The organism is Pseudomonas sp. HP_08, from assembly GCF_055284095.1.
In genome coordinates this window covers 22,987-47,349 of the sequence record NZ_JBTOQC010000021.1, presented here as the reverse complement: position 1 = coordinate 47,349, position 24,363 = coordinate 22,987, and the positions used below count along the sequence as shown (strand labels likewise).

Genomic DNA, 24,363 nt, shown 5'->3' with positions numbered 1-24,363 from the left:
TACAGGGCAACACGCTGATCGACTTGTCGCTTGAAGCTTGCCGCTTGCTGCTGCCTTACTGCGACTTGCGTACGCGCAGGTACCATTCCGAGAGTAGGCGCACCTGCTTGTCGGTGTAGCCCCGTTCGACCATCCTGGTGACGAAGTCATTGTGTTTCTGCTGGTCTTCCTTGCTGGCCTTGGCGTTGAAGCTGATGACCGGCAGCAGGTCCTCGGTGTTGGAGAACATTTTCTTCTCGATCACCACCCGCAGTTTCTCGTAGCTGAGCCAGGTAGGGTTCTTGCCGTTGTTGTTAGCACGGGCGCGCAGCACGAAGTTGACGATTTCGTTGCGGAAATCCTTCGGATTGCTGATCCCGGCAGGCTTCTCGATTTTCTCGAGTTCTTCGTTCAGGGCCACCCGGTTGAGGATTTCTCCGGTTTCCGGGTCGCGGTATTCCTGGTCCTGAATCCAGAAATCGGCGTACAGCACGTAGCGATCAAAGATGTTCTGCCCGTATTCGCTGTAGGACTCGAGGTACGCGGTCTGGATTTCCTTGCCGATGAACTCGATGTAGCGCGGTGCCAGGTACTCCTTGATAAAGCGCAGGTAGCGTTCACGGGTTTCGGCCGGGAACTGTTCCTGTTCGATCTGTTGCTCCAGCACATACAGCAGGTGTACCGGGTTGGCGGCGATTTCATGCGGATCGAAGTTGAAGACCTTGGAGAGAATCTTGAACGCGAACCGGGTTGAAAGACCGGTCATGCCCTCGTCGACACCGGCACCGTCGCGGTATTCCTGTATCGACTTGGCCTTGGGGTCGGTGTCCTTGAGGTTTTCACCGTCATACACGCGCATCTTGGAGTAGATGTTGGAGTTGTCCGGCTCCTTGAGGCGCGACAGGGTGGTGAACTGCGCGAGCATTTTCAGGGTGTCGGGCGCGCAGTGCGCCTTGGCCAGCGAACTGTTGATCAACAGCTTTTCATAGATCTTGATCTCATCGCTGACGCGCAGGCAGTACGGCACCTTGACGATGTAGATCCGGTCGATGAACGCCTCGTTGTTCTTGTTGTTGCGGAAGGTGTGCCACTCCGATTCGTTGGAGTGGGCCAGCAGAATACCGGTGAACGGAATCGCGCCCAGGCCTTCGGTACTGTTGTAGTTACCTTCCTGGGTAGCGGTAAGCAGTGGATGCAGGACCTTGATCGGCGCCTTGAACATCTCGACGAATTCCATCAGGCCCTGGTTGGCCCGGCACAGTGCGCCCGAATAGCTGTAGGCGTCCGCGTCGTTCTGCGGAAATTCTTCGAGTTTGCGGATATCGACCTTGCCCACCAGCGCCGAAATATCCTGGTTGTTCTCATCCCCGGGTTCCGTCTTGGCAACGGCGATCTGGTTGAGGATCGAAGGGTAGAGCTTGACCACCTTGAACTGACTGATGTCACCACCGAATTCGGCCAGTCGCTTGGTAGCCCATGGCGACATGATGGTGCTCAGGTAGCGCCGCGAAATACCGAAGTCTTCTTCAAGGATGTCGCCATCCTCGGCGGCGTTGAACAGGCCCAGTGGCGATTCGAAGACTGGCGAGTCCTTGATCGCGTAGAACGGCACTTTCTGGATCAGTTGCTTGAGCTTTTCAGCCAGGGAGGATTTACCGCCCCCTACCGGGCCGAGCAGGTAGAGGATCTGTTTCTTTTCTTCCAGGCCTTGGGCGGCATGGCGGAAATACGAAACGATCTGCTCGATGCACTCTTCCATGCCATGGAAATCCGCAAAGGCCGGATAGCGGCGGATAACCTTGTTGGAAAAGATTCGCGACAAGCGCGGGTTGACGGACGTGTCCACCAACTCGGGCTCTCCTATGGCCAGCAGCAAGCGTTCTGCTGCCGATGCATAGGCGCTTCGGTCACGTTTGCAGAGCTCAAGGTACTCCTGTAGTGAGAGCTCTTCCTGGCGTGTGGTTTCGAAGCGTTGTTGGAAGTGGCTAAAAATACTCATGACGTCACCTCGCTCGATACGTTGAGCCGGCGGCGGATCGTCAGTCGATGCTGGCAGCAACTGAGTATCCAGATGCCGTTACCCCCCAAACACCATGAAAGTAACTACCGATGACCCACGCGCCGGTGTACCGGCTCTCCCCTGATTACGGATGGCCTGTGGGTAAGAATAGATGGCTTTCGGGAAGATAAAGAAGGGATGTGAAAATAGTCTGTTCAACCGTTCATCGGATTCAGGCTCAAGCCCGCGCAGTACACGGCTTGAGCCCGGATGAAATTTTTTTGTAATCAGCCTTGCGCGGTATCGCTCGGGTAGGTGGCGCGCCACAGCTCGAAACCGCCATCGAGGCTGTACACATCCGAGAAACCCTGGCCTACCAGATAAGCCGCAGCGCTCTGGCTGGAGTTGCCGTGGTAGCAGACCACGACCAAGGGTTTGTCCAGATCGGCCTTGGCAATGAAGTCGGCGATGGAGTGGTTGTCCAGATGCAGCGAGCCATTGATGTGGTTGCTGGCGAAGGTCTGCGGATCACGAATGTCGACCAGTACCGCGCCTTGTTCGCGCAGGGCATGGGCTTGTTCGGGCGGGATGCGTTTGAAATCGGTCATGCTGAAAGCTCCTGGGCTGATTAGGTGTCAGGCGTGGCGGTTGGCCCGGCCATCGGGGGTGCAGTCGCAGTGGTGGCGTTGCAGGGTGTCGACATTGAGCAGGGTCAGGCTGCCGCCCCACACGCAACCGCTGTCCAGCGCAAAGACGCCCGGCTCGTCGCAGCGGCCTTCAAGGGCTGCCCAGTGGCCGAAGATAATCTTTACGTCGCGGGTCTTGCGTTGCTTGTGGCTGAACCAGGGTGCATAGCCTGGCATGGCAGTTTCGACGCCTTCCTTGCCCTTGAGGTCCAGCTTGCCCTCGCTGGTGCAAAAGCGCATGCGGGTGAAATAGTTGGTGATCACCCGTAGCCGGGTGACGCCTTCAAGATCGTTGTCCCAGCGAGCGGGCTCGTTACCGTACATGTTGTCCAGAAAACGCTCGTACAGCGTGTCGTCCTGCAAGGCCTGTTCGACTTCGCCGGCCAGCTTGAGCGCTTTTTTCAGGGACCACTGTGGCGGGATGCCGGCGTGGGTCATGGCCACATTGCGCTCGGCATCGTAGTGCATCAGCTTTTGCCGGCGCAGCCAGTCGAGCAGTACCTGGCGGTCAGGTGCCTCGAGGATTTCGCGCAGGGTGTCGGATTTTTTCAGGCGCTCATTGTGGCGCGAGGCCGCCAGCAGGTGCAGGTCGTGATTGCCCAGTACGCAGGTCAGCGAATCGCGGATGCTGTACAGAAAGCGCAGGGTTTCCAGCGATTGCGGGCCCCGGTTGATCAGGTCACCGACCAGCCACAGGCGATCGTTGCCTGGAGTGAAGCGAACATCGTCCAGCAGGCACTTGAGCGGTTCAAGGCAGCCTTGCAGGTCGCCGACGGCGTACACCGCCATCAGTGCAGGGCACCCGGCACAGCCAGGCGGAAAGGGGCGATGACGGCGTCGAAGCGTTTACCGTCTTCGGCCAGCATCTGGTAGCTGCCCTGCATGTTGCCGACCTTGGTCGGCATGACCGTGCCGCTGCTGTAGGTGTGGCTCTGGCCTGCGGCAATCAGCGGTTGCTGGCCGACCACGCCATCGCCACGCACTTCCTCGACCTGGCCATTACCGTCGGTGATGACCCAGTGACGCGACATCAGCTTGGCGGGCAGTTCGCCGTTGTTGTGTACGGTGATGGTGTAGGCGAAGGCGAAGCGGTCTTGCTCGGGGTTCGATTGTTCGGCGAGATAGCGCGTAACGACACTGACATCAACCTGGTAACGGGAATCGGACATGCGATGGGCCTTGAAATCGAGAGCGGAAAGAACGCAAGCACCGGCTCAGTCTAGGCCATGTGCAGGGAAAATCACTGATCGCGAGTTCTCCTGCACAGGCCTGCCGGTCATTGGACGGGGGGCTTTTCGCTGAGCTGGTCCGCCAGACGGACAAACGCAGCAAGGTCGAGCTGTTCGGGGCGCAGGCTGCCGTCTACACCGGCGGCTTCGATCTCGTCGCTGGTAAGCAGCAGTTTGAGGGTGTTGCGCAGGGTCTTGCGGCGCTGGTTGAACGCTTCACGCACGACGCGCTCAAGCAGGCGGTGATCCTTGGCCGGGTGCGGCAGGGTTTCATGCGGCACCAGGCGCACGATGGCCGAGTCGACCTTGGGCGGCGGGTTGAACGCGCCGGGACCGACGTTGAACAGGTGCTCCACGCGGCAGTGGTACTGGACCATGATCGACAAGCGACCCCAGTCGCCGCCGCCAGGACCTGCTGCCAGGCGCTCGACCACTTCCTTTTGCAGCATGAAGTGCATGTCGCGGATCAGGGCGGCATTGCTCAGCAGGTGGAAGATCAGCGGTGTCGAGATGTTGTACGGCAGGTTGCCGACCACGCGCAGGCTGTTGGGGGCTGCGCCCAGGCTGTTGAAGTCGAACTTCAGGGCATCGCCCTGGTGCAGGTTGAAGTTCGACTTGGTGGCGAACTGGCTGTTGAGGATCGGGATCAGGTCCTTGTCCAGCTCGACCACGTCCAGGTGCGCACCGCTGCCCAGCAGGCCTTCGGTCAGTGCGCCCTGGCCCGGACCGATTTCCAGCAGGCGGTCTTCGGGTCTGGCACGGATGGCGCGCAGGATCTTGTCGATAACGCCGGCGTCGTGCAGGAAGTTCTGGCCGAAACGCTTGCGCGCCCGGTGTTGGTATTGCTCGGTCATGAAGGGGTCTCGGCCATCTGGTAGGCGGTTTGCAGGGCGACCTGCAGGCTGCCGGTGTCGACCTGACCGGTACCGGCCAGGTCCAGGGCGGTGCCGTGATCGACTGAGGTGCGGACGATCGGCAGGCCCAGGGTCACATTGACCGCCGCGCCAAAGCCCTTGTACTTGAGTACCGGCAGGCCCTGGTCGTGATACATCGCCAGCACCGCGTCGCAGTGCTCCAGATATTTGGGGGTGAACAGAGTGTCGGCGGGCAACGGACCGCGCAGGTCCAGGCCTTCGCCGCGCAGACGCTCCAGAGTAGGTTCGATGATGTCGATTTCTTCGCGGCCCAGATGCCCGCTTTCGCCAGCGTGGGGGTTGAGGCCACAGACCAGGATGCGCGGGCGCTGGATGCCGAACTTGTTGACCAGATCGCTGTGCAGGATGCGCGTCACACGCTCCAGGCGCTCGGCGGTGATGGCGTCGGCCACCTCGCGCAGCGGCAGGTGCGTGGTGACCAGCGCGACGCGCAGGTCGCCGGTGGCAAGCATCATGACCACCTGTTCGGTTTCGGTCAGTTCAGCGAGAAATTCAGTGTGTCCGGAAAAAGCGATGCCGCCTTCGTTGATCACGCCCTTGTGTACCGGGGCGGTAATCATGCCGGCGAACAGGCCATCCAGGCACCCTTGAGCTGCGCGGGTCAGGGTCTGCAGCACAAAGGCGGCGTTGGCCTTGTTCAGCGTGCCGGCGACCACCGGTGCCTGCAGCGGGGTGTCCCACACATACAGGGTGCCGGCGGGCGCAGGCACGTCGGGCAGGGCGTCGGCACTGACGGGCAGCACCTTGACGTCCACACCCAGCCGAGCGGCCCGCTCAATGAGCAGGTCGTGGCTGGTAATGGCGATCAGGGGGTAGGGCTGGGGCTGCGCGGCGAGCAGCAGGCACAGGTCGGGACCTATGCCGGCCGGCTCGCCGGGCGTCAGTGCGAAGCGCCTGGGCTTCACTGATTAGCCTGGGCGGCGCCAGGCAGTTTGACTTCGACGTAGGCCTCGTCACGGATCTGACGCAGCCAGGTCTGCAGCTCTTCATCGTACTTGCGGTTGCGCAGCACGGTCAGGGCCTGCTGGTCGCGAGCCTGAGTGGTGGTGTCGGTTGCCCGACGGCCCAGCACTTCAAGGATGTGCCAGCCATAGTTGGTCTTGAACGGTTTGGACAGCACGCCTTGTGGCGTCTCGTTCATGGCTTCGCGGAACTCGGGTACCAGCGAGTTGGGGTCAACCCAGTTCAGGTCGCCGCCATTGAGTGCCGAACCCGGGTCTTCGGAGAAGCTCTTCGCCAGATCGGCGAAGTTATCGCCGTTCTCGATGCGCTCGTAGAGTTTGGTCGCCAGACGTCTGGTTTCGGCTTCACTGCGGATTTCGCTTGGCTTGATCAGGATGTGCCGTACATGCACTTCGTCGCGCATCTGCGCCTGACCCTGGCCACCGCGTTTTTCCAGCAGCTTGAGAATGATGAAACCGCCCGGCGTGCGCGCAGGTGGTGTGACATCACCCACCGGCATCGAGCCGAGCATGTCACCGAATGGCGGTGGCAGCTGGGCAGCTTTACGCCAGCCCATGTCGCCGCCGTCCAGCGCGCTTTCGCTGGCCGAACGGGCCACAGCGAGCTGGGCGAAGTCAGCACCTTTTTTCAGTTGGTTGTATATGTCCTGAGCCTGGCTGGCCGCTTTCTGGATCTCGGCGGACGATGCACTGTCCGAGGTCGGGATCAGAATGTTGGCCAGGTGGAACTCTTCGGACAGCTGCGCCTTGCCCAGGTCCGAGGCCAGGAAGTTTTTCACTTCCTGCTCGGTGACCTGAATGCGCTCGGCAACACGACGCTGACGTACGCGGCTGATGATCATCTCGCGACGCACCTGCTCGCGGGCATCGTCGTACGACAGGCCGTCATGGGCCAGGGCAGCGCGGAACTGCGCCAGGCTCATGCCATTGCGCTGGGCAATGGTTTCAAGGGCCTGGTTGAGTTCTTCGTCGCCAATGCGGATGCCGGAGCGATCGCCCATCTGCAGTTGCAGGTTTTCCAGGATCAGACGATCCAGGACCTGGCTTTGCAGTGCTTCGGCTGGCGGAGTGCCGCCGCCGCGCTTGGCGATGGTCTGCTGGACTTCGCGCACACGCTGGTCCATCTGGCTTTTCATAATGACATCGTTGTCGACGATGGCCACTACGCTGTCCAGCGGCTGGACGGCCGCATGGGCCGCGCCGCTCAGGAGAAGCGCGCCCAGCATCAGCGGGCGCAGGCCGTTACAAAGCTTTGTCTTCACGTTCACGATAACCTTGAATGCCGTTGTCGAGGAAACTCTCTACCTTGGCGCCAGTCACGCCACCGAGGCCCTTCAACACAATTTGTAGGAATACGCCGCGGTCGCCTTTTTCGTTCTGAGGCGCTTCCTGGCTGTATTCGTCGTAGTCGACCCAGTAACGGCTGACCAGACGCAGCTTCCAGCAGCAACTGTCGTATTCGAAACCACCGAAGGCTTCCAGGGTCCGAGCGCGGTTGTAGTCATATTGCCAGCGGCTGATCAGGCTCCACTGCGGCACGATCGGCCAGATCACCGAGAAGTCGTGCTGCTGGATCTTGTAGTAGTCCTTCACGTAGCCAGGCGTGCCTGGGGTGCCGTAGTCACCGCCGCCAACGCTCCAGCGGCCGGTGCTCTGGTCGTAACGGACCAGGTCATTGCGGTAGCGGTAGCCAACGTTGACGATCTTGCCCGGGTTGTCCTCAGGCTGGTAATGGAACATCGCGCTGCCGGAACGGGTGCTGTGGCTGTCCGGGTCCCAGTTGAAATCGGAGTTGAAGCGCCAGTCGCGGTTGAAACGGAACTCGTATTCCATCGCGATCGGCGAAACATTGGCCTTGGCATCGTCGCGGTCGGCGAAGACTACGCCCGGCAGTTGCACCTTGCGGTCTTCGAAGTACAGCGCCTGGCCAATGCTGAAGCGTTGACGCTCGAAGCCGTTTTCTTCGATCCAGCGGTTGGTCACGCCCAGCGACAGCTTGTTCTCGTCACCGATACGGTCGGAGCCGACGAAGCGGTTGTCGCGGAACAGCGAGGCGTAGTTGAAGGTGGTTTCCGAGGTGTCGAAGACCGGAATGTCGGTCTGGTCCTTCTCCGGTACATAGAGATAGAACAGGCGCGGTTCCAGCGTCTGACGGTAGTCCTTGCCGAACCACTGGGTGTCGCGGTCGAAGTACAGGCCGCTGTCGACGCTGAAGATCGGTACGCTGCGGTTCTGAGTGCTGTCGAACTCGCCGCCGGCGGCTGCCAGCTGGCTCTTGCCCCTGCCGTCCAGATCCAGGTCGTACTGGGTGTAGACGTACTTGAGCTTGGGCGTGACAAAACCGTAGGTCGAGCTCAGCGGCAGGCTGATGGCCGGTGCCAGGTTCAGGCGGTCGCCGTTGGCACGGTCCAGGCCGGAAACGTTGTTATCAAGCCGCGAGCTGATGTTGCCGTCTTCATCGACAAAGCTGCCGTTGCGCAGGTCACGATCGAAACGCACCAGCTCGGTCTGATAGTCAAACTTCAAACCGCCCGGGTTATACGGCAGGGTGCCGTCCAGGGTCAGCTGTGGCAAACGGTTATACGGCGTGATGTTGGCCACGGTCGCCAGCTTGTAGGCCTGGGCATTGAAGCGGGCGGTGTAGCTGTCGCCGCGCCAGGTCAGGGTGCCCTGCTGGTTGATGTAGTCGGTCTTGGACACGCCGATCTGGTCGGTCTGCAGGTCCTGGAAGTAGTACGGGTCGCTGATGTCGGTGTAGTCGACCGTGCTCATCAGACGCGAGTCCAGGCCGCCCTTGTGCTGCCAGTTGATCATCCAGCGCGTCTTGTCGTAATCGCTCTGCAGCTTGCGATCATCGTTCTCGTCGTTGAGGTAGGCGCCGCCGAACTGGCCTTCGCTGCTCTTGGTCAGGTAACGGAATTCGCCTTCCATCAACAGGCCGCGCTTGGTCATGTAGCGCGGATAGAGCGTGGCGTCGTAGTTGGGCGCCAGGTTGAAGTAGTACGGGGTCACCAGCATGAAGCCGGTGTCGCTGCCGCTGGCGATGGTCGGCGGCAGGAAGCCGGACTGGCGACGGTCGTCGATCGGGAAGTAGATATACGGTGTGTAGAGTACCGGTATGTCCTTGACCCGCAGGGTGACGTTGGTCGCAGTGCCGAAGCCGGTGGCCGGGTTCAGCGTGACGTTGTTGCCCTTGAGCGTCCAGGCGTTGTTGCCCGGCTCGCAGGAGGTATAGGTACCGTCCTTGAGGCGGATAATCGCGTTCTCGGCCCGCTTGGCGTACAGCGCGTTACCACGGATGTTGGACTTGTGCAGCACGTACTCGGCGTTGTCGACCTGCGCTTCGCCGGTGTCCAGTTGCACCTCGGCACGGTCGCCGACGATCAGGGCGCCCTTGTCGCGCAGGCGCACGTCGCCTTTGAGCTCGCCACGGTTCTCGGCCTGGTGCAGGGAAGCCTCCTGGGCCTGAACCTGCATGCTGCCCTGGCGGATGACGACGTCACCGGCCAGGGTCGCAATCTGTTCTTCCTGCTGGTAGCGCGAGGCCTTGGCACCGATGAACATCGGCGACTCGTCCATGGGCGTGGTGTCATCCATGCCTGGGCGCAGCGGCTCGACATAGGCACCGGAGCAGTAAGGAGCGGTCTCGGCCAGTTGCGCGGCACTCAGGTTTTCACGCGGCACCCAGTCGAGGTGACTGTAATCGGCGCTGCGCGACTTGAGGGCCCGGCCCTTGGCTTCGGTGACCAGTTTGGTCCGTGGGCCAGGTTCGCTTGCCGAGCTGCCGCTGTCCTGCGAGCCTTCGGTGCCGGCCGTACCGGCATGCACCGGACGGGGCGGCAGCTGCGCTTCGCTGGTTTTCGGCGCGCAGTTCCAGGCTCCCGAAGCAGACACTGAACAGTCATACTGTTCGGCGGCAACCGCGAACGGAATGGCCAAGGGTTGCATCGCCAGCAGACTGCCGGTTACCAGCAACGGAAATTTTTTACGAAACGCGGGGGATTTCAATGCCATCTTATTAGTCCGGGCTTCCTGCGCGCCATCTGCCCGCGGGGGGCCGCACGCCTTTCGATGGGCTGAAAAAGATCCCGGATAATAAAGCATGACCCGCTTGACGGCTAGCGCCGTCGGAGACCCTTGTAATGCAAGACCACGATATACGCCTGCAAAAGCTCCAGGTTTGGCTGAACGAGCAATTACCTGCGCTGTTTCAGGCCAATGATTGGGGCGTTGTGCCCCAGGCTACCTTGACCGCTGCCAGCAGCGACGCCAGTTTTCGGCGTTATTTTCGCTGGGAAGGCGCCGGCCGCACGCTGATCGTCATGGATGCACCGCCGCCCCAGGAAAATTGCCGGCCCTTCGTGGACATCGCGCACCTGTTGGCTGGCAGCGGCATCAATGTGCCGGTGATTCATGCCCAGGACCTGGAGCAGGGCTTTTTGCTGCTCAACGATCTGGGTCGGCAGACGTATCTGGACGTGATCGACGCTGAAAATGCCGATGTGCTGTTCAGCGATGCCATCGATGCCTTGATCGCCTTCCAGCAACTGCCGATGGACGCGCCGCTGCCCAGCTACGATGTGGCCCTGTTGCGCCGCGAGCTTGAGCTGTTCCCGGAGTGGTATGTGCAGCGCCATCTGGGGATCGAACCGGATCCGGAGCAGCAGGCGCTCTGGCAGCAGACCAGCACGCTGTTGATCGACAGCGCCCTGGCCCAGCCCAAGGTGCTGGTGCACCGCGACTTCATGCCGCGCAACCTGATGCGCAGTGAGCCGAACCCTGGCGTGCTGGATTTTCAGGATGCGGTCTATGGCCCGGTCACCTACGACATCACCTGCCTGTTCAAGGATGCATTCCTGAGCTGGCCCGAAGAGCGGGTTGCGGCCTGGCAGCAGCAGTATTGGGATCAGGCGCGTGAAGCCGGGATTCCCGTGCAGGCGGACTTTGCCGAATTCCAGCGCGCCAGCGACCTGATGGGCGTGCAGCGGCACCTGAAGGTGATCGGTATCTTCTCGCGTATCTGCCATCGCGACGGCAAGCCGCGTTACCTGGCCGATGTACCGCGCTTCTTCTCTTATATAGAAACAGTGCTGGCCCGGCGTCCTGAGCTGGCGGCGCTTGGGCAGCTGTTGAAGGGGCTTGCATGAAAGCGATGATTCTCGCCGCCGGTAAAGGCGAGCGAATGCGTCCCCTGACGCTGACCACCCCCAAGCCACTGGTGCCTGTCGCCGGTGTGCCGTTGATCGATTACCACCTCAAGGCCCTGCGCGCCGCAGGCTTCGAGGAGGTGGTGATCAACCATGCCTGGCTGGGGCAGCAGATCGAAGACTATCTGGGCGACGGCCAGCGCTATGGCCTGAGCATCCGTTATTCACCCGAAGGCGAACCGCTGGAAACCGGTGGCGGCATTTTGCGCGCGCTGCCATTGCTGGGCGATGAGCCGTTCGCGGTGATCAGTGCCGATGTCTGGACCGACTACGACTTTTCCGGATTGAACACACGCCTGGCGAGCCATGCGCATCTGGTGATGATCGATAACCCGGCGCACCATCCGGCGGGCGACTTTTCGCTGGTAGGCGGGCAGGTGCGTGACGACGATTCGGCCGCGCAGCGGCTGACCTACAGCGGCATTTCGATTCTTGATCCTGCGTTGTTTGCAGGCTTTGAGCCCGGCGCCTTCAAGCTGGTGAATGTGTTGCGCAAGGCCATGGCCGAGGGTCAGGTCAGCGGTGAGCACTTCAAGGGCCGTTGGGTCGATGTCGGAACGCATGAGCGTCTGGCCGAGGTCGAGCGCTTGCTGGCGGAGAAGCACTGATGTTGTGGCCGGGCACTTTGATAGGGGCAGGAATCGGCTATGCACTGGCCAGTATTCCAGGCGCCTTGCTCGGCACGGTGTTAGGCCAGGTCGTCGACCGGCGCCTGCAATTGCGCAATTGGCAAACCCTGCGCGAACGGCTGGGCGGTCGGGCGGCGATCCGCGATGACGAGGTGTTGTTCGTGCTGCTCGGCCGGCTGGCCAAAAGTAATGGCCGTGTGCTGCCGGTGCATATTCACCAGACGCGCGAGCACATGAACCGCCTGGGCCTGGATCACGCGGGCCGGTTGCGAGCCGTGGCGGCGTTCAATCGGGGCCGTGATGAGCGCGAGGGTTTGCGCGGTTATCTGCGTTATCTGCGCAGCGATCCGGTGACGGGCGAAGCCTTGTTGCGGGCCTGTTGGCGCATGGCCTGGGCTGACGGCAAGGTAACGCCTGTCGAACGCGAACTGATCGGTGTCTGGGGACAGTGGCTGGGCTGGTCGCCTACGCGGATCGATGCGCTGGCGGCCGAGCATGATCCACTCAAGCGCACGCCGCTCGGCAGCGTCGAGGATTACCCCGGTGCCTTGTCGCTGCTGGGAGTAAAGGCCGATGCCGACCCGCAGACGATCAAGCGCGCCTACCGGCGTTTGCTCAGCCGCCATCATCCGGACAAGCTGACCGGCGCAGGCGCCAGTGCCGCGCAAGTGCGCGAAGCCACCGAAAGAACCCGCGACCTGCACAGCGCTTATGCACTGATCAAGACGCGGCGCGGCTTCAGGTAAGACGGTTTACGGGCACTACTCGGCCTGCACCCAGCCACGAATCCGGCGGAAGATCTGTTCCTGTTCAGCCTCGGCATTGCCAGCAATGTCGACCAGGCCGACCTGAGTATAGCCGGGGCCCTTGGTGCGTTTGCTGGTTTGCAGGCGTTGTTCGGCGCTGCCGTTGGGGCGGTTCTTGTAGATGAAGTCGGCGGTTTTGACCTTAAGGTCCGGGATCAGCGCCAGCAGTGAAGGCGAGGCGCCAATCGGTTCACGTGCGCCCACCAGCACCAGTTTCTGCACTTGTGAAGAGGGATGTTCGTTGGCATAGCGCGTGGCCCAGTAAGCGCCACTGCTGTGGCCAAGCAAGACGATGCTGCGCGCCTTGTTCTGCACCGCGAAGGCAATCGCGCTGTCGATACGCGCAAAGATCTGCTCGGCTTCGGCTTGCGCCAATACCTGGGCGGCGGCTGCTTGAGCGGCTTGGGCCGCCGAATCGTCGACCGCAGCGCTGGCGCCGTCTGTAGCAGGTGTTGGTGTTGGTGTTGGTGTTGGTGTTGGTGCCGCGGCCGGGGCTGCAGCGGTGGCGTCGGCCGCAGGATCTGCTTCGCGGGCTTGCAACGCCGGGTCTTGTGTATCGGGCAGCGGCAGGCTCAGGGTCGCCCAGCCGATATCGGGAAACTTGCGCCGCATCGGGCCGACCACCTCGGGCCAGTCCACCGATTCGCCGGCACCGGAAACAATGATTACCGCGCCTTGCGGATCGTCGCTGTTGGCGGGCTTCCATAGCGCGAGAAACGTAGTGTCGCCGGCTTGCAGTTGCTGCAGGTCCTGGGCGGGCAAGCGCCGCTCCAGTGCTTGTGCCTCTTCCTGTTCGCGGGACAACAGCGGCGGACGTTCGACAGGGGCATCGGTCGGCGCGGTGGCCGGGGCTGCAGGTGCCGGGTCGGCGGCCACGGCAGGCATGACCTGGGTCAGGCTCAATGACAGCAGTAATGCAGGAAACATTGCGCGAAGGGTATGGGACATCGGATATTCCAGATCAGAATCCATGCGGGCACTGTGCTTACAGTGCAGCTAAGCCGTGCAACAGACGAGAAGCATGCCTTGATGATAGCGGTTGTACGTGGGTTTTTTATCGGCAGCCTGGCTGCGCTCTTGATGCTGGCCGCCGCCGTGGCGCGTGCCGATGAGGCACCGGCTTCGGTTCAGGCAAACCTGAGCGGCGAGCAGCGTGCCTGGCTCGATCAGCAGGGTCCCCTGCGCGTCGGGGTGGTGCTGCGTGCGCCCTATGCGCAGTTCGACCAGCGCCTGCAGCAGTTGTCCGGCGCCAATGTCGACCTCATGAATGCGGTGGCGGCGGCCTTGCGCGTCGAGCTGTCGTGGCGCACTTATCCTGACCAGGCAACGATGGAAAAGGCCCTGGCGGCCGGCGATCTGGATCTGGCTCCCGGCCTGATGCAAACCCCGACCGGGCTGCGCCTCTGGCTGTTTTCCGACCCTTATTTGCGGGTCTCGCAATTGCTGATCGGTGAGCGCGACGGCAGTGGCACCGTGGACCTGGAAAACCTCGATACCTTGTCGCGTGTTGTGGTGCGCATGCCGTCGGCGACCGCCGATTACCTGCGTGCCAACTACCCGCACCTGAACCTGCAAGGCGTGCCGCTGGAGCGTCAGGCGCTGCAACTGCTGCTCAGCCAGCAGGCGCGTTATGCGGTGGTCGATGAAGCGCAGCTCAGCCGGTTGTTTCGCGAGCCGGAGTTCGCCGGGCTGACCATCGTCGGCGACATCGGTCTGCCGCAGTTGCTGCGCATCGCCTCGCGCCGTGATTCACCGGAACTGGCGGCGATCATTGCTGAGGCGTTGCTGGCGATTCCGGCCAAGGAGCTGGACCAGCTGCATGCGCGCTGGATGCCGCTGACCTCATCACGTTTCACAGAGTCGACGGCGCTGTGGAAGAACCTGTGCCTGTTGTTGCTGACCATGCTGCTGGCGTGCCTGGCCATCGTCATCTGGCAGCGGCGCATGCAGCAGACGCTGGAGCAACAACTGCTGGATGCGCGCGAGGACATTGCCCGGCGCCTGGCCGGTGAAGAGGCCTTGCGCCTGGCGCAGTTTTCCATCGACCAGAGCACGGTCGGCATTCTGTGGGTCAATTGGGACAGCCGCGTGCGCTACGCCAACCAGTCTGCCGAAACCATGCTGGGTTACCCGGCCGGCGCGGTGGTCGACCGGCCGTTGATCGATTTCGAGCCCGGCCTGCATATGGACCGCTGGCTGAACCTGTGGCGCAACGCACGCTCCAGCGAAGACGGCCCGCAGGTGTTCGAGACCAACTGCATTCGTGCCGACGGCAGCGTGCTGCCCACCGATGTGTCGTTGAGCTTCTTGCGCTTTCGCGAGGCCGAATACCTGGTGGTGTTTCTCAGCGATGTCAGCGAGCGGCGCCGGGCCCATGAACAGCTACGCGAACTGTCGGCGCACCTGGAAAGCGTGCGCGAGGAAGAAAAGGCGCGCATTGCCCGCGAGGTGCACGACGAGTTGGGGCAGATGCTCACCGTGCTCAAGCTGGAGACCTCGATGTGCGAGCTGGCCTACGCCGACCTCGATCCGGGCCTGAGCGACCGGCTCAACAGCATGAAGCGCCTGATCGCGCAGTTGTTCCAGCTGGTGCGCGATGTGGCCACGGCCCTGCGCCCGCCGATTCTGGACGCCGGAATTGCCTCGGCCATCGAATGGCAGGCGCGGCGCTTTGAAGAGCGCACGCAGATTCCTTGCCTGGTACTGGTGCCCGATAACCTGCCGGCGCTCAGCGATGCCCGGGCGATCGGCATGTTCAGGATCCTGCAAGAGGCGCTGACCAACGTCATGCGCCATGCCAATGCGCATTCGGTTCAGATCAGCCTGACCCTGGCCGATAACCTGCTGTGCCTGAACATTGCCGACGACGGCCAGGGCTTTGACCCGCAGGCCGCCCGGCCTTCCTCGTTCGGGCTGGTGGGCATGCGCGAGCGGGTGTTGATGCTCGGCGGCCGGCTGGAGCTGGACAGCGAGCCGGGTGAGGGCACAGCCTTGTATGTTTATATCCCCCTTGATCCGGTCGAGCAGGAGTGAGCCACGTGATTCGTGTACTGGTAGCTGAAGATCACACCATCGTGCGCGAGGGCATCAAGCAGCTCATCGGCCTGGCCAAGGACCTGCAAGTGGTGGGCGAGGCCGGCAACGGCGAGCAACTGCTGGAAATCCTCCGCCAGGTGCCGTGCGAGGTGGTGTTGCTGGATATCTCGATGCCGGGCGTCAACGGCCTGGAGGCCATCCCGCGCATTCGTGCGCTGAATAACCCGCCGGCGATTCTGGTGCTGTCGATGCACGATGAGGCGCAAATGGCAGCGCGGGCGCTGAAGGTCGGCGCGGCCGGCTATGCGACCAAGGACAGTGATCCGGCATTGTTGCTGACCGCCATTCGCCGGGTGGCGGCGGGCGGGCGTTATATCGACCCGGACCTGGCCGACCGCATGGTCTTCGAGGTGGGCCTGACCGACAACCGTCCGCTGCATTCACTGTTGTCGGAGCGCGAGTTCTCGGTGTTCGAGCGGTTGGCCCAGGGCGCCAACGTCAACGATATTGCCCAGCAACTGGCCCTGAGCAGCAAGACCATCAGCACTCATAAGGCACGCCTGATGCAGAAGCTGAATGTGCATTCGCTGGCCGACCTGGTGAAATATGCGCTGGAGCACAAGTTGCTCTGACAGCGCGACATATCTGATTGCGACACCACACTGTGGGAGGGAGCTCTGCTCGCGATGAGGTCAGTGCAGTCATGACATATCTGGCGTCTGAACGTCAGCTATCGCCAGCAGAGCTGCCTCCCACAAGGTGTGTTGATTTTTCATATGCCTGATCGCGCCATCGGTGTAGGGCAATCCCTACACGCGACCTTCCATCGCGCCTAGGACAATCTCTCCCGGCCCCCGATTTGCGTGGCCTGTGGCCTGCACTAGTCTTCAACTCACGCAGTCATAACAAAGGTGTGGGTAATGAGCGACGTCGATTCAAGCGCTGGGGCCAATGACGTTCTGGTCAGCTTTCGTGGTGTGCAAAAAAGCTACGACGGCGAATCACTGATCGTCAAAGACCTGAACCTGGACATTCGCAAAGGCGAGTTCCTGACCCTGCTCGGGCCGTCCGGCTCTGGCAAGACCACCAGTCTGATGATGCTGGCCGGCTTTGAAACGCCGACGGCCGGGCAGATTCTGCTCGGTGGCCGGGCCATCAACCACGTGCCGCCGCACAAGCGCGACATCGGCATGGTGTTCCAGAACTACGCCTTGTTCCCGCACATGACGGTCGCCGAGAACCTGGCGTTTCCGCTGACGGTACGCGGCCTGAGCAAGACCGACGTCGGCGAGAAGGTCAAGCGCGCCCTGGGCATGGTCCAGCTCGACGCCTTTGCCCACCGTTACCCGGCGCAGATGTCCGGCGGCCAGCAGCAGCGTGTGGCCCTTGCTCGCGCCCTGGTGTTCGAGCCGCAACTGGTGCTGATGGACGAGCCGCTCGGCGCGCTCGACAAGCAACTGCGCGAACACATGCAGATGGAAATCAAGCACCTGCACCAGCGCCTGGGCGTGACCGTGGTCTATGTGACCCACGATCAGGGCGAAGCCTTGACCATGTCGGACCGGGTGGCGGTATTCCACCAGGGCGAGATTCAGCAGATCGACGCACCGCGCACCCTGTACGAAGCCCCGAAAAACACCTTTGTGGCCAACTTCATTGGCGAGAACAACCGCCTCAATGGCCGGCTGGTCAGTCAGGAAGGCGAGCGCTGCGTGGTCGAGCTGGGCCGTGGCGAGCGGGTTCAGGCGCTGGCGGTCAATGTCGGCCGGAGCGGTGATCCGGTGACCCTGTCGATTCGCCCGGAGCGCATCAGCCTCAACGGCCACAGCGAGCATTGCGCCAACCGCTTCTCTGGCCGCGTCGCCGAATTCATCTACCTGGGCGACCACGTGCGGGTGCGCATGGAAGTCGCCGGCAAGACCGATTTCTTCGTCAAACAACCGATTGCCGAACTCGACCCCGCCATGCGCGTGGGTGATGTCGTGCCGATCGGCTGGCAAACCGAGCACGCCCGCGCGCTCGACCCGCTGCAGCAAGTGCAATAAGGCATCGCTTAACCTTAGAGACGGAACAATCGTCCTACCCAATTGCTAAACCCAACACTGCCCGTGGAGAGAAGAATAAATGCTCAAACCATTGAAGTTCACCGCTATTACGCTGGGGATGATGTGTGCAGCGCACGCCATGGCGGCAACCGATCTGACGGTCATTTCCTTCGGCGGCGCGAACAAGGCCGCTCAGGAAAAAGCCTTCTATGCGCCGTGGGAAAAAGCGGGCAATGGCAAGATCATCGCCGGTGAGTACAACGGTGAGATGGCCAAGGTCAAAACCATGGTCGACACCAAGAGCGTGTCCTGGGACCTGGTAGAAGTCGAGTCGCCCGAGCTGTCGCGCGGCTGTGACGAAGACATGTTCGAAGAACTGGACCCTGCGCTGTTCGGCAAGAAAGAAGACTTCGTACCGGGCGCGCTGAGCACCTGTGGCGCGGGCTTCTTCGTCTGGTCCACCGTACTGGCTTACAACGCTGACAAGGTCACCACCGCACCGACCAGCTGGGCCGATTTCTGGGACACCAAGAAATTCCCGGGCAAGCGTGGCCTGCGCAAGGGCGCCAAATACACCCTGGAATTCGCCCTGATGGCCGACGGCGTCAAGCCTGCCGACGTCTACAAGGTACTGGCCAGCAAAGACGGTCAGGACCGCGCCTTCAAGAAACTCGACGAGCTCAAGCCGAACATCCAGTGGTGGGAAGCCGGCGCTCAGCCGCCGCAATACCTGGCTTCTGGCGACGTGGTCATGAGCTCGGCCTACAACGGCCGCATCGCTGCCGTGCAGAAAGAGAGCAACCTGAAAGTGGTGTGGAACGGCGGCGTGTATGACTTCGACGCCTGGGCCATTCCAAAGGGCTCTAAGAACGCTGAAGCGGCGAAGAAATTCATCGCCTACACCCTCAAGCCTGAACAGCAGAAGATCTACTCGGAAAACATCGCCTACGGCCCGGCCAACACCCAGGCCGTACCGTTGCTGGACAAGAACATCCTCAGCGACATGCCGACCACGCCGGAAAACATCAAGGACCAGGTACAGATGAACGTCTCGTTCTGGACCGACAACGGCGAATCCCTGGAGCAGCGTTTCACTGCCTGGGCTGCCAAGTAAGCGTTTGACCCCGCGTTAGCCTGAGGCGCGCTCCCGTAAGGGAGCGGCCTCTTGTTCAAAAGCCTTGTTCAAAGATTTTCGGAGTTCGCTATGGCCACCGCCGTGCCCCTGTCTGAAGGCGCCAGCCCCACTCTCAAGCAGCGTTTGGCTCGCGCCGAGCGGTTCAACCGCTTCAAGGCTCAGGCACTGATCGCACCGCTGGTTATTTTTCTGCTGCTGGTCTTTCTGGTGCCCATCGCCGCGCTGCTTTACAAAAGCGTGGGTAACCCTGAAGTGGTCAACGCCTTGCCGACCACCATCGTCGAGGTGCAAAAGTGGGACGGCAAGGGCCTGCCGCCGGAAGCTGCCTATGTGGCACTGAGCCGCGACCTGGCCGATGCCCGCAAGAATTCGACCCTGGGCGATTTGTCCAAGCGTCTGAACATGGAACTGGCCGGCTATCGCAGCCTGCTGACCAAGACCGCGCGCGCCTTGCCGCTGCCGGCTGAACCTGCGTCCTACAAGGATGCTCTGGAAGCGCTCGACGAGCGTTGGGGCGATCCGGCCTATTGGCAGGCGATCCGCCGCAACACCAGCAGCGTGACCCCGTATTACCTGCTGGCCGCGGTCGACCATCGCATCGACGATGTCGGCGAAGTGGCTGCGGCTTCGCCCGATCAGGCGATCTACCTCGACATCTTTGCCCGCACCTTCTGGATGGGCCTGGTGATCACCGCCATCTGCCTGGTGCTGGCGTACCCGCTGGCCTACCTGCTGGCCAGCCTGCCGGCGCGGCAGAGCAACCTGCTGATGATCCTGGTGTTGCTGCCGTTCTGGACCTCGATTCTGGTGCGCGTCGCCGCCTGGATCGTATTGCTGCAATCGAGCGGGCTGATCAACAGCGCGCTGCTGGCCATGGGCATCATCGACAAACCGCTGGAACTGGTCTTCAACCGGGTCGGCGTGTACATCTCGATGGTGCACATCATGCTGCCGTTCATGATCCTGCCGATCTACAGCGTGATGAAGAACATCTCTCCAAGCTACATGCGCGCCGCGATTTCCCTTGGCTGCCATCCGTTCGCCAGTTTCTGGCGGGTGTATTTCCCGCAGACCTATGCCGGTATCGGTGCCGGTTGCCTGCTGGTGTTCATTCTGTCGATCGGCTACTACATCACGCCGGCGCTGCTGGGCAGCCCGAACGATCAGATGGTCAGCTATTTCGTGGCCTTCTACACCAACACCAGCATCAACTGGGGCATGGCCACGGCATTGGGCGGCCTGCTGCTGTTGGCGACCATCGTGCTGTACCTGATCTATAGCTGGCTGGTCGGCGCCAGCCGCCTGCGCCTGAGCTGAGGAGAATCATCATGCTGACCCCTTACACCTCGCCGATCGAGCGAATCTGGTACTACGCCTTGCGCATCATCTGCGCGCTGGTGCTGCTGTTTCTGGTGTTGCCGGTGCTGGTGATCGTGCCGCTGTCGTTCAACTCGGGCAGTTTTCTGGTTTACCCGCTGCAAGGCTTCTCGATGCAGTGGTACGAGAACTTCTTCAATTCGGCCGAGTGGATGCGCGCCTTGAAGAACAGCATGATCGTCGCGCCCGCCGCCACCTTCCTGGCCATGGTCTTCGGCACCCTGGCCTCGATTGGCCTGACCCGTGGCGACTTTCCCGGCAAGCCGCTGGTGATGGCCCTGGTGATTTCGCCGATGGTGGTGCCAGTGGTGATCGTCGGCGTGGCCAGCTACCTGTTCTTCGCGCCGTTGGGCCTGGGCAACAGCTACACCTCGCTGATCCTGGTGCATGCGGTGCTGGGCGTGCCGTTTGTGATCATCACCGTGTCGGCGACCCTGCAAGGCTTCAACTACAACCTGGTGCGGGCCGCTGCCAGCCTGGGCGCTTCGCCACTGACGGCATTTCGCCGGGTGACCTTGCCATTGATCGCACCGGGCGTGATCAGCGGCGCGCTGTTTGCCTTTGCCACCTCGTTCGATGAAGTGGTGGTGACCCTGTTCCTGGCCGGCCCCGAGCAAGCCACCTTGCCCCGGCAGATGTTCAGCGGCATCCGCGAAAACCTCAGCCCGACCATCGCGGCCGCCGCGACCCTGCTGATCGCCTTCTCGGTGGTGCTGTTGCTGGTACTGGAATGGCTGCGCGGACGCAGCGAAAAACTGCGGGTTCAGGCGGATTAACGGCAGCGGGTAGGAGCGCGCTTGCCCGCGACTGGGCGCGAAGCGGCCATAAAATTGATGCGCCGCCACAAATTTACGACTGCTAACGCAAACTGCGGGTTCAGGCGGATTAACAGCAGCGTGTAGGAGCGCGCTTGCCCGCGACTGGGCGCGAAGCGGCCATAAAATTGATGCGCCGCCACAAATGTACGACTGCTAACGCAAACTGCGGGTTCAGGCGGATTAACAGCGGCGTGTAGGAGCGCGCTTGCCCGCGACTGGGCGCGAAGCGGCCATAAAATTGATGCGCCGCCACAAATTTACGACTGCTAACGCAGCCGGTCGCGGGCAGAGCGCGCTCCTACGGGGGCAGTGTGAGACGCAATATTGCGAAACGTTAGAGTACAATGCGCGCCACCGTGATTCAGTCCAGACAGGTGCGCCATGCAGCCCTTCGTTATTGCTCCATCGATTCTTTCCGCCGACTTCGCCCGTCTGGGCCAGGAAGTTGACAATGTACTCGCCGCCGGCGCGGACTTTGTTCACTTCGATGTCATGGACAACCACTATGTCCCGAACCTGACCATCGGCCCGATGGTCTGCAGCGCACTGCGCAAGTACGGCGTGACCGCACCCATCGATGTACACCTGATGGTCAGCCCGGTGGATCGCATCATCGGCGACTTCATCGAGGCCGGCGCCACGTACATCACCTTTCACCCTGAAGCCACCCAGCACATCGACCGCTCGTTGCAGCTGATTCGCGAGGGCGGTTGCAAGGCCGGCCTGGTGTTCAACCCGGCGACCCCGCTGAACCTGCTCGAATACGTCATGGACAAGGTCGACATGATCCTGCTCATGAGCGTCAACCCGGGCTTCGGCGGGCAGAAGTTCATTCCCGGCACGCTGAACAAGCTGCGTGAAGCGCGTGCGCTGATCGATGCGTCGGGCCGTGATATCCGTCTGGAAATCGATGGTGGCGTGAACGTACAGAACATCCGCGAAATCGCCGCTGCCGGTGCCGACACTTTCGTCGCCGGTTCCGCGATTTTCAATGCGCCGGACTACCAGCAAGTCATCGATAAAATGCGCAGCGAGTTAGCGGCCGCCCGCTCATGAGCGGCCTTGAACAGCTCTTTGGCGACCAGCTGCCGAAACTGATCATGTTCGATCTGGACGGCACGCTGGTCGACTCGGTGCCGGACCTGGCGGTAGCGATCGACAAGATGTTGCTGGCGTTGGGTCGACCGGCTGCCGGCCTTGAAGCCGTGCGAGCCTGGGTCGGCAACGGGGCGCCGATTCTGGTACGTCGTGCGCTGGCCGGGAGTCTTGAGCACAGTGGCGTCGACGACGCCCTGGCCGAGCAGGGCCTTGAGCTGTTCATGCAGGCGTATGCCGAGAAGCACGAGTTCACCGTGGTCTATCCCGGCGTCCGCGAAACCCTCAAGTGGTTGCAAAAGAAGGGCGTGGAAATGGCCCTGATCACCAACAAGCCGGAGCGCTTTGTCGCGCCGCTGCTGGACGACATGAAGCTGGGGCGGTTTTTTCGCCTGATCATCGGTGGCGATACCCTGCCGCAGAAAAAGCCCGACCCGGCCGCCTTGCTGTTCGTGATGAAAATGGCCGGTGTGCCGGCCGCCCATGCGCTGTTTATCGGCGACTCGCGCAGCGATGTGCAGGCGGCCAAGGCGGCGGGTGTCGCCTGCGTGGGCCTGACCTACGGCTACAACCATGGCCGGCCGATTGCCGAAGAGTCACCGGCGCTGGTCATCGATGATTTGCGCAAGCTGATTCCCGGTTGCCTGGATAAGGGCGCTGAGATACTGTTGCCGCACATCGAACGTCCCTCTCATAGAGATTCCATCGTGGTGGTCACTCGCAAACTCTGGATGAAAGTCATCAAGGCCCTGGCCCGCTGGCGCTGGCGCGCCTGACTTGAATCCGGCCGCCCGCGGCCTGTTTGCCTAACCGACCGTTTTTATCCTCACACCACGAGGTGCTGTATGAACCGTGAAGAATTCCTGCGTTTGGCCGCTGAAGGCTACAACCGCATCCCGCTGGCCATCGATACCCTGGCCGACTTCGATACCCCGCTGTCGATCTACCTGAAACTGGCCGATCAGCCCAACTCCTATCTGCTGGAGTCGGTGCAGGGCGGTGAGAAGTGGGGGCGTTATTCGATCATCGGCCTGCCATGCCGCACCGTGCTGCGGGTACACGGCTACAACGTCAGCGTGACCTGTGATGGCGTCGAGACCGAAAGCCTGCAGGTCGAAGACCCGCTGGCGTTCGTCGAAACCTTCAAGGCCCGCTACAACGTGCCGACCTTGCCGGGCCTGCCGCGTTTCAATGGCGGCCTGGTGGGGTATTTCGGCTATGACTGCGTGCGCTATGTCGAGAAGCGCCTGGCCAACTGCCCGAACCCGGACCCGCTGGGCGTGCCGGATATCCTGCTGATGGTCTCCGATGCCGTGGTGGTGTTCGACAACCTGGCCGGCAAGATGCACGCCATCGTACTGGCCGACCCGGCGCAGCCGCAGGGCTACGAACAAGGCCTGGCGCAGCTCGACGCCTTGATGGAAAAGCTGCGCCAGCCGATTACCCCGCGCCGCGGCCTGGACCTGTCGCGTCCACCGGCGGCCGAGCCGACTTTCCGCTCCAGCTTCACTCAGGATGATTACGAGCGGGCGGTCGATACCGTCAAGCAGTACATCCTGGCGGGCGATGTGATGCAGGTGGTGCCGTCGCAACGGATGTCCATCGACTTCAAGGCCGCGCCGATCGACCTGTACCGTGCGCTGCGTTGCTTCAACCCGACGCCGTACATGTACTTCTTCAACTTCGGCGATTTCCATGTGGTCGGCAGCTCGCCGGAAGTGCTGGTGCGCGTCGAAGACAATCTGGTGACGGTACGGCCGATTGCCGGCACCCGTCCGCGCGGCGCCACCGAAGAGGCTGACCGGGCGCTGGAAGAGGACCTGCTGTCGGACGACAAGGAAATCGCCGAGCACCTGATGCTCATCGATTTGGGCCGTAATGACACCGGTCGGGTGTCGGAAATCGGTTCGGTGAAGCTGACCGAGAAGATGGTCATCGAGCGTTATTCCAATGTCATGCACATCGTGTCCAACGTCACCGGCCAATTGAAAAGCGGCCTGACCGCGATGGACGCCTTGCGCGCGATCCTGCCGGCCGGCACCTTGTCGGGCGCACCGAAGATTCGGGCGATGGAAATCATCGACGAGCTGGAGCCGGTCAAGCGCGGCGTGTATGGCGGCGCAGTGGGTTATATGGCCTGGAACGGCAATATGGACACCGCGATTGCCATCCGTACCGCGGTGATCAAGGACGGCGAGCTGCACGTCCAGGCCGGCGGCGGCATCGTGGCCGACTCGGTGCCGGCGCTTGAATGGGAAGAAACCATCAACAAGCGCCGCGCCATGTTCCGCGCAGTGGCCTTGGCGGAACAGTCGTAGGACCGACCGGGCGGCTCCTCTTGATCGTGAATTTCGTAGGACCGGCTTTAGCCGGGAACGGGGCACCCCATTAAACTCCGGTGATGCCCTTCGCGGCTAAAGCCGCT

Annotated in this window: 21 protein-coding genes; 12 read left to right on the top strand and 9 right to left on the bottom strand. The window is 61.9% G+C overall.

Going from position 1 to position 24,363, the window contains the following annotated elements; all coding sequences use genetic code 11:
* Positions 1–55 precede the first annotated feature (55 nt).
* The 8 genes from ACYAS9_RS18490 to ACYAS9_RS18455 all read right to left on the bottom strand — a co-directional run bounded on the left by ACYAS9_RS18490 (position 56) and on the right by ACYAS9_RS18455 (position 9,804).
* Complete coding sequence (locus ACYAS9_RS18490; protein WP_463569711.1) at positions 56–1,978, bottom strand: PrkA family serine protein kinase; 1,923 nt, start codon at positions 1,976–1,978, stop codon at positions 56–58.
* 287 nt (positions 1,979–2,265) lie between these two features.
* Positions 2,266–2,586, bottom strand: a complete 321-nt coding sequence (gene glpE, locus ACYAS9_RS18485; protein WP_463569710.1) for a thiosulfate sulfurtransferase GlpE — start codon at positions 2,584–2,586, stop codon at positions 2,266–2,268.
* Positions 2,587–2,613: 27 nt separating this feature from the next.
* Positions 2,614–3,453: a symmetrical bis(5'-nucleosyl)-tetraphosphatase gene (locus ACYAS9_RS18480; protein WP_463569709.1), complete on the bottom strand. Its 840-nt coding sequence runs from the start codon at positions 3,451–3,453 to the stop codon at positions 2,614–2,616.
* On the bottom strand, positions 3,453–3,833 hold the full coding sequence (gene apaG / locus ACYAS9_RS18475; RefSeq protein ID WP_463569708.1) for a Co2+/Mg2+ efflux protein ApaG: 381 nt from the start codon (positions 3,831–3,833) through the stop codon (positions 3,453–3,455). The genes ACYAS9_RS18480 and apaG overlap by 1 nt, the downstream gene beginning before the upstream one ends.
* A gap of 107 nt (positions 3,834–3,940) precedes the next feature.
* Positions 3,941–4,747, bottom strand: coding sequence for a 16S rRNA (adenine(1518)-N(6)/adenine(1519)-N(6))-dimethyltransferase RsmA (gene rsmA / locus ACYAS9_RS18470; RefSeq protein ID WP_463569707.1), 807 nt, complete (start codon positions 4,745–4,747; stop codon positions 3,941–3,943).
* Positions 4,744–5,733: a 4-hydroxythreonine-4-phosphate dehydrogenase PdxA gene (gene pdxA, locus ACYAS9_RS18465; RefSeq protein ID WP_463569706.1), complete on the bottom strand. Its 990-nt coding sequence runs from the start codon at positions 5,731–5,733 to the stop codon at positions 4,744–4,746. The genes rsmA and pdxA overlap by 4 nt, the downstream gene beginning before the upstream one ends.
* Complete coding sequence (locus ACYAS9_RS18460; RefSeq protein WP_463569705.1) at positions 5,730–7,052, bottom strand: peptidylprolyl isomerase; 1,323 nt, start codon at positions 7,050–7,052, stop codon at positions 5,730–5,732. The genes pdxA and ACYAS9_RS18460 overlap by 4 nt, the downstream gene beginning before the upstream one ends.
* On the bottom strand, positions 7,033–9,804 hold the full coding sequence (locus ACYAS9_RS18455; protein WP_463569704.1) for an LPS-assembly protein LptD: 2,772 nt from the start codon (positions 9,802–9,804) through the stop codon (positions 7,033–7,035). Before ACYAS9_RS18455 ends, ACYAS9_RS18460 begins: the two co-directional genes overlap by 20 nt.
* Positions 9,805–9,932: 128 nt before the next feature.
* Here ACYAS9_RS18455 and ACYAS9_RS18450 point away from each other — a divergent pair, with 128 nt between their 5' ends.
* Genes ACYAS9_RS18450 through ACYAS9_RS18440 form a run of 3 tightly spaced genes read left to right on the top strand, consistent with a single transcriptional unit; the run spans position 9,933 to position 12,372 of the window.
* Positions 9,933–10,937: an aminoglycoside phosphotransferase family protein gene (locus tag ACYAS9_RS18450; protein ID WP_463569703.1), complete on the top strand. Its 1,005-nt coding sequence runs from the start codon at positions 9,933–9,935 to the stop codon at positions 10,935–10,937.
* Positions 10,934–11,605 (top strand): N-acetylmuramate alpha-1-phosphate uridylyltransferase MurU, encoded by a 672-nt coding sequence (gene murU / locus ACYAS9_RS18445; RefSeq protein WP_463569702.1) that lies wholly within the window; start codon positions 10,934–10,936, stop codon positions 11,603–11,605. The genes ACYAS9_RS18450 and murU overlap by 4 nt, the downstream gene beginning before the upstream one ends.
* Positions 11,605–12,372, top strand: coding sequence for a TerB family tellurite resistance protein (locus ACYAS9_RS18440; protein ID WP_463569701.1), 768 nt, complete (start codon positions 11,605–11,607; stop codon positions 12,370–12,372). Before murU ends, ACYAS9_RS18440 begins: the two co-directional genes overlap by 1 nt.
* Before the next feature lie 15 nt (positions 12,373–12,387).
* On the opposite strand, the gene ACYAS9_RS18435 is transcribed toward ACYAS9_RS18440, so the two are convergent.
* On the bottom strand, positions 12,388–13,380 hold the full coding sequence (locus tag ACYAS9_RS18435; RefSeq protein ID WP_463569700.1) for an alpha/beta hydrolase family protein: 993 nt from the start codon (positions 13,378–13,380) through the stop codon (positions 12,388–12,390).
* Between the two features lie 81 nt (positions 13,381–13,461).
* On the opposite strand from ACYAS9_RS18435, the gene ACYAS9_RS18430 reads away from it, so the two are divergent.
* From ACYAS9_RS18430 to trpE, 9 genes are all read left to right on the top strand, one after another.
* Positions 13,462–15,465 (top strand): transporter substrate-binding domain-containing protein, encoded by a 2,004-nt coding sequence (locus ACYAS9_RS18430; protein ID WP_463569699.1) that lies wholly within the window; start codon positions 13,462–13,464, stop codon positions 15,463–15,465.
* A 5-nt stretch (positions 15,466–15,470) separates the two neighbouring features.
* A complete protein-coding gene (locus ACYAS9_RS18425; protein ID WP_463569698.1) occupies positions 15,471–16,100 on the top strand; it encodes a response regulator in 630 nt (209 codons plus the stop codon).
* Positions 16,101–16,388: 288 nt separating this feature from the next.
* The gene (locus ACYAS9_RS18420; protein ID WP_463569697.1) at positions 16,389–17,513 is read left to right on the top strand and encodes an ABC transporter ATP-binding protein; all 1,125 of its coding nucleotides are present in this window, start codon (positions 16,389–16,391) and stop codon (positions 17,511–17,513) included.
* A 79-nt stretch (positions 17,514–17,592) separates the two neighbouring features.
* Positions 17,593–18,627, top strand: a complete 1,035-nt coding sequence (locus ACYAS9_RS18415) for an ABC transporter substrate-binding protein (RefSeq protein ID WP_463569696.1) — start codon at positions 17,593–17,595, stop codon at positions 18,625–18,627.
* Between the two features lie 90 nt (positions 18,628–18,717).
* Positions 18,718–19,965 carry an ABC transporter permease gene (locus ACYAS9_RS18410; RefSeq protein ID WP_463569695.1) on the top strand — a complete coding sequence of 416 codons (1,248 nt, stop codon included), beginning with the start codon at positions 18,718–18,720 and terminating at the stop codon, positions 19,963–19,965.
* 11 nt (positions 19,966–19,976) lie between these two features.
* Positions 19,977–20,801, top strand: coding sequence for an ABC transporter permease (locus ACYAS9_RS18405; RefSeq protein ID WP_463569694.1), 825 nt, complete (start codon positions 19,977–19,979; stop codon positions 20,799–20,801).
* 423 nt (positions 20,802–21,224) lie between these two features.
* Positions 21,225–21,899 (top strand): ribulose-phosphate 3-epimerase, encoded by a 675-nt coding sequence (gene rpe, locus ACYAS9_RS18400; RefSeq protein ID WP_463569693.1) that lies wholly within the window; start codon positions 21,225–21,227, stop codon positions 21,897–21,899.
* Positions 21,896–22,714, top strand: coding sequence for a phosphoglycolate phosphatase (locus ACYAS9_RS18395; protein ID WP_463569692.1), 819 nt, complete (start codon positions 21,896–21,898; stop codon positions 22,712–22,714). The genes rpe and ACYAS9_RS18395 overlap by 4 nt, the downstream gene beginning before the upstream one ends.
* 69 nt (positions 22,715–22,783) lie before the next feature.
* Positions 22,784–24,256: an anthranilate synthase component I gene (gene trpE / locus ACYAS9_RS18390; protein ID WP_463569691.1), complete on the top strand. Its 1,473-nt coding sequence runs from the start codon at positions 22,784–22,786 to the stop codon at positions 24,254–24,256.
* Positions 24,257–24,363: the final 107 nt, after the last annotated feature.

What these genes read in the sequence shown, in the direction of transcription:
- ACYAS9_RS18435 (WP_463569700.1), bottom strand. Translation starts at nt 13,380, where the DNA reads ATGTCCCATACCCTTCGCGCAATGTTTCCTGCATTACTGCTGTCATTG.
- ACYAS9_RS18450 (WP_463569703.1), top strand. Translation starts at nt 9,933, where the DNA reads ATGCAAGACCACGATATACGCCTGCAAAAGCTCCAGGTTTGGCTGAAC.
- ACYAS9_RS18480 (WP_463569709.1), bottom strand. Translation starts at nt 3,453, where the DNA reads ATGGCGGTGTACGCCGTCGGCGACCTGCAAGGCTGCCTTGAACCGCTC.
- rpe (WP_463569693.1), top strand. Translation starts at nt 21,225, where the DNA reads ATGCAGCCCTTCGTTATTGCTCCATCGATTCTTTCCGCCGACTTCGCC.
- ACYAS9_RS18490 (WP_463569711.1), bottom strand. Translation starts at nt 1,978, where the DNA reads ATGAGTATTTTTAGCCACTTCCAACAACGCTTCGAAACCACACGCCAG.
- ACYAS9_RS18455 (WP_463569704.1), bottom strand. Translation starts at nt 9,804, where the DNA reads ATGGCATTGAAATCCCCCGCGTTTCGTAAAAAATTTCCGTTGCTGGTA.
- ACYAS9_RS18440 (WP_463569701.1), top strand. Translation starts at nt 11,605, where the DNA reads ATGTTGTGGCCGGGCACTTTGATAGGGGCAGGAATCGGCTATGCACTG.
- ACYAS9_RS18395 (WP_463569692.1), top strand. Translation starts at nt 21,896, where the DNA reads ATGAGCGGCCTTGAACAGCTCTTTGGCGACCAGCTGCCGAAACTGATC.
- apaG (WP_463569708.1), bottom strand. Translation starts at nt 3,833, where the DNA reads ATGTCCGATTCCCGTTACCAGGTTGATGTCAGTGTCGTTACGCGCTAT.
- ACYAS9_RS18420 (WP_463569697.1), top strand. Translation starts at nt 16,389, where the DNA reads ATGAGCGACGTCGATTCAAGCGCTGGGGCCAATGACGTTCTGGTCAGC.
- trpE (WP_463569691.1), top strand. Translation starts at nt 22,784, where the DNA reads ATGAACCGTGAAGAATTCCTGCGTTTGGCCGCTGAAGGCTACAACCGC.
- ACYAS9_RS18405 (WP_463569694.1), top strand. Translation starts at nt 19,977, where the DNA reads ATGCTGACCCCTTACACCTCGCCGATCGAGCGAATCTGGTACTACGCC.
- glpE (WP_463569710.1), bottom strand. Translation starts at nt 2,586, where the DNA reads ATGACCGATTTCAAACGCATCCCGCCCGAACAAGCCCATGCCCTGCGC.
- rsmA (WP_463569707.1), bottom strand. Translation starts at nt 4,747, where the DNA reads ATGACCGAGCAATACCAACACCGGGCGCGCAAGCGTTTCGGCCAGAAC.
- ACYAS9_RS18430 (WP_463569699.1), top strand. Translation starts at nt 13,462, where the DNA reads ATGATAGCGGTTGTACGTGGGTTTTTTATCGGCAGCCTGGCTGCGCTC.
- ACYAS9_RS18410 (WP_463569695.1), top strand. Translation starts at nt 18,718, where the DNA reads ATGGCCACCGCCGTGCCCCTGTCTGAAGGCGCCAGCCCCACTCTCAAG.
- ACYAS9_RS18415 (WP_463569696.1), top strand. Translation starts at nt 17,593, where the DNA reads ATGCTCAAACCATTGAAGTTCACCGCTATTACGCTGGGGATGATGTGT.
- murU (WP_463569702.1), top strand. Translation starts at nt 10,934, where the DNA reads ATGAAAGCGATGATTCTCGCCGCCGGTAAAGGCGAGCGAATGCGTCCC.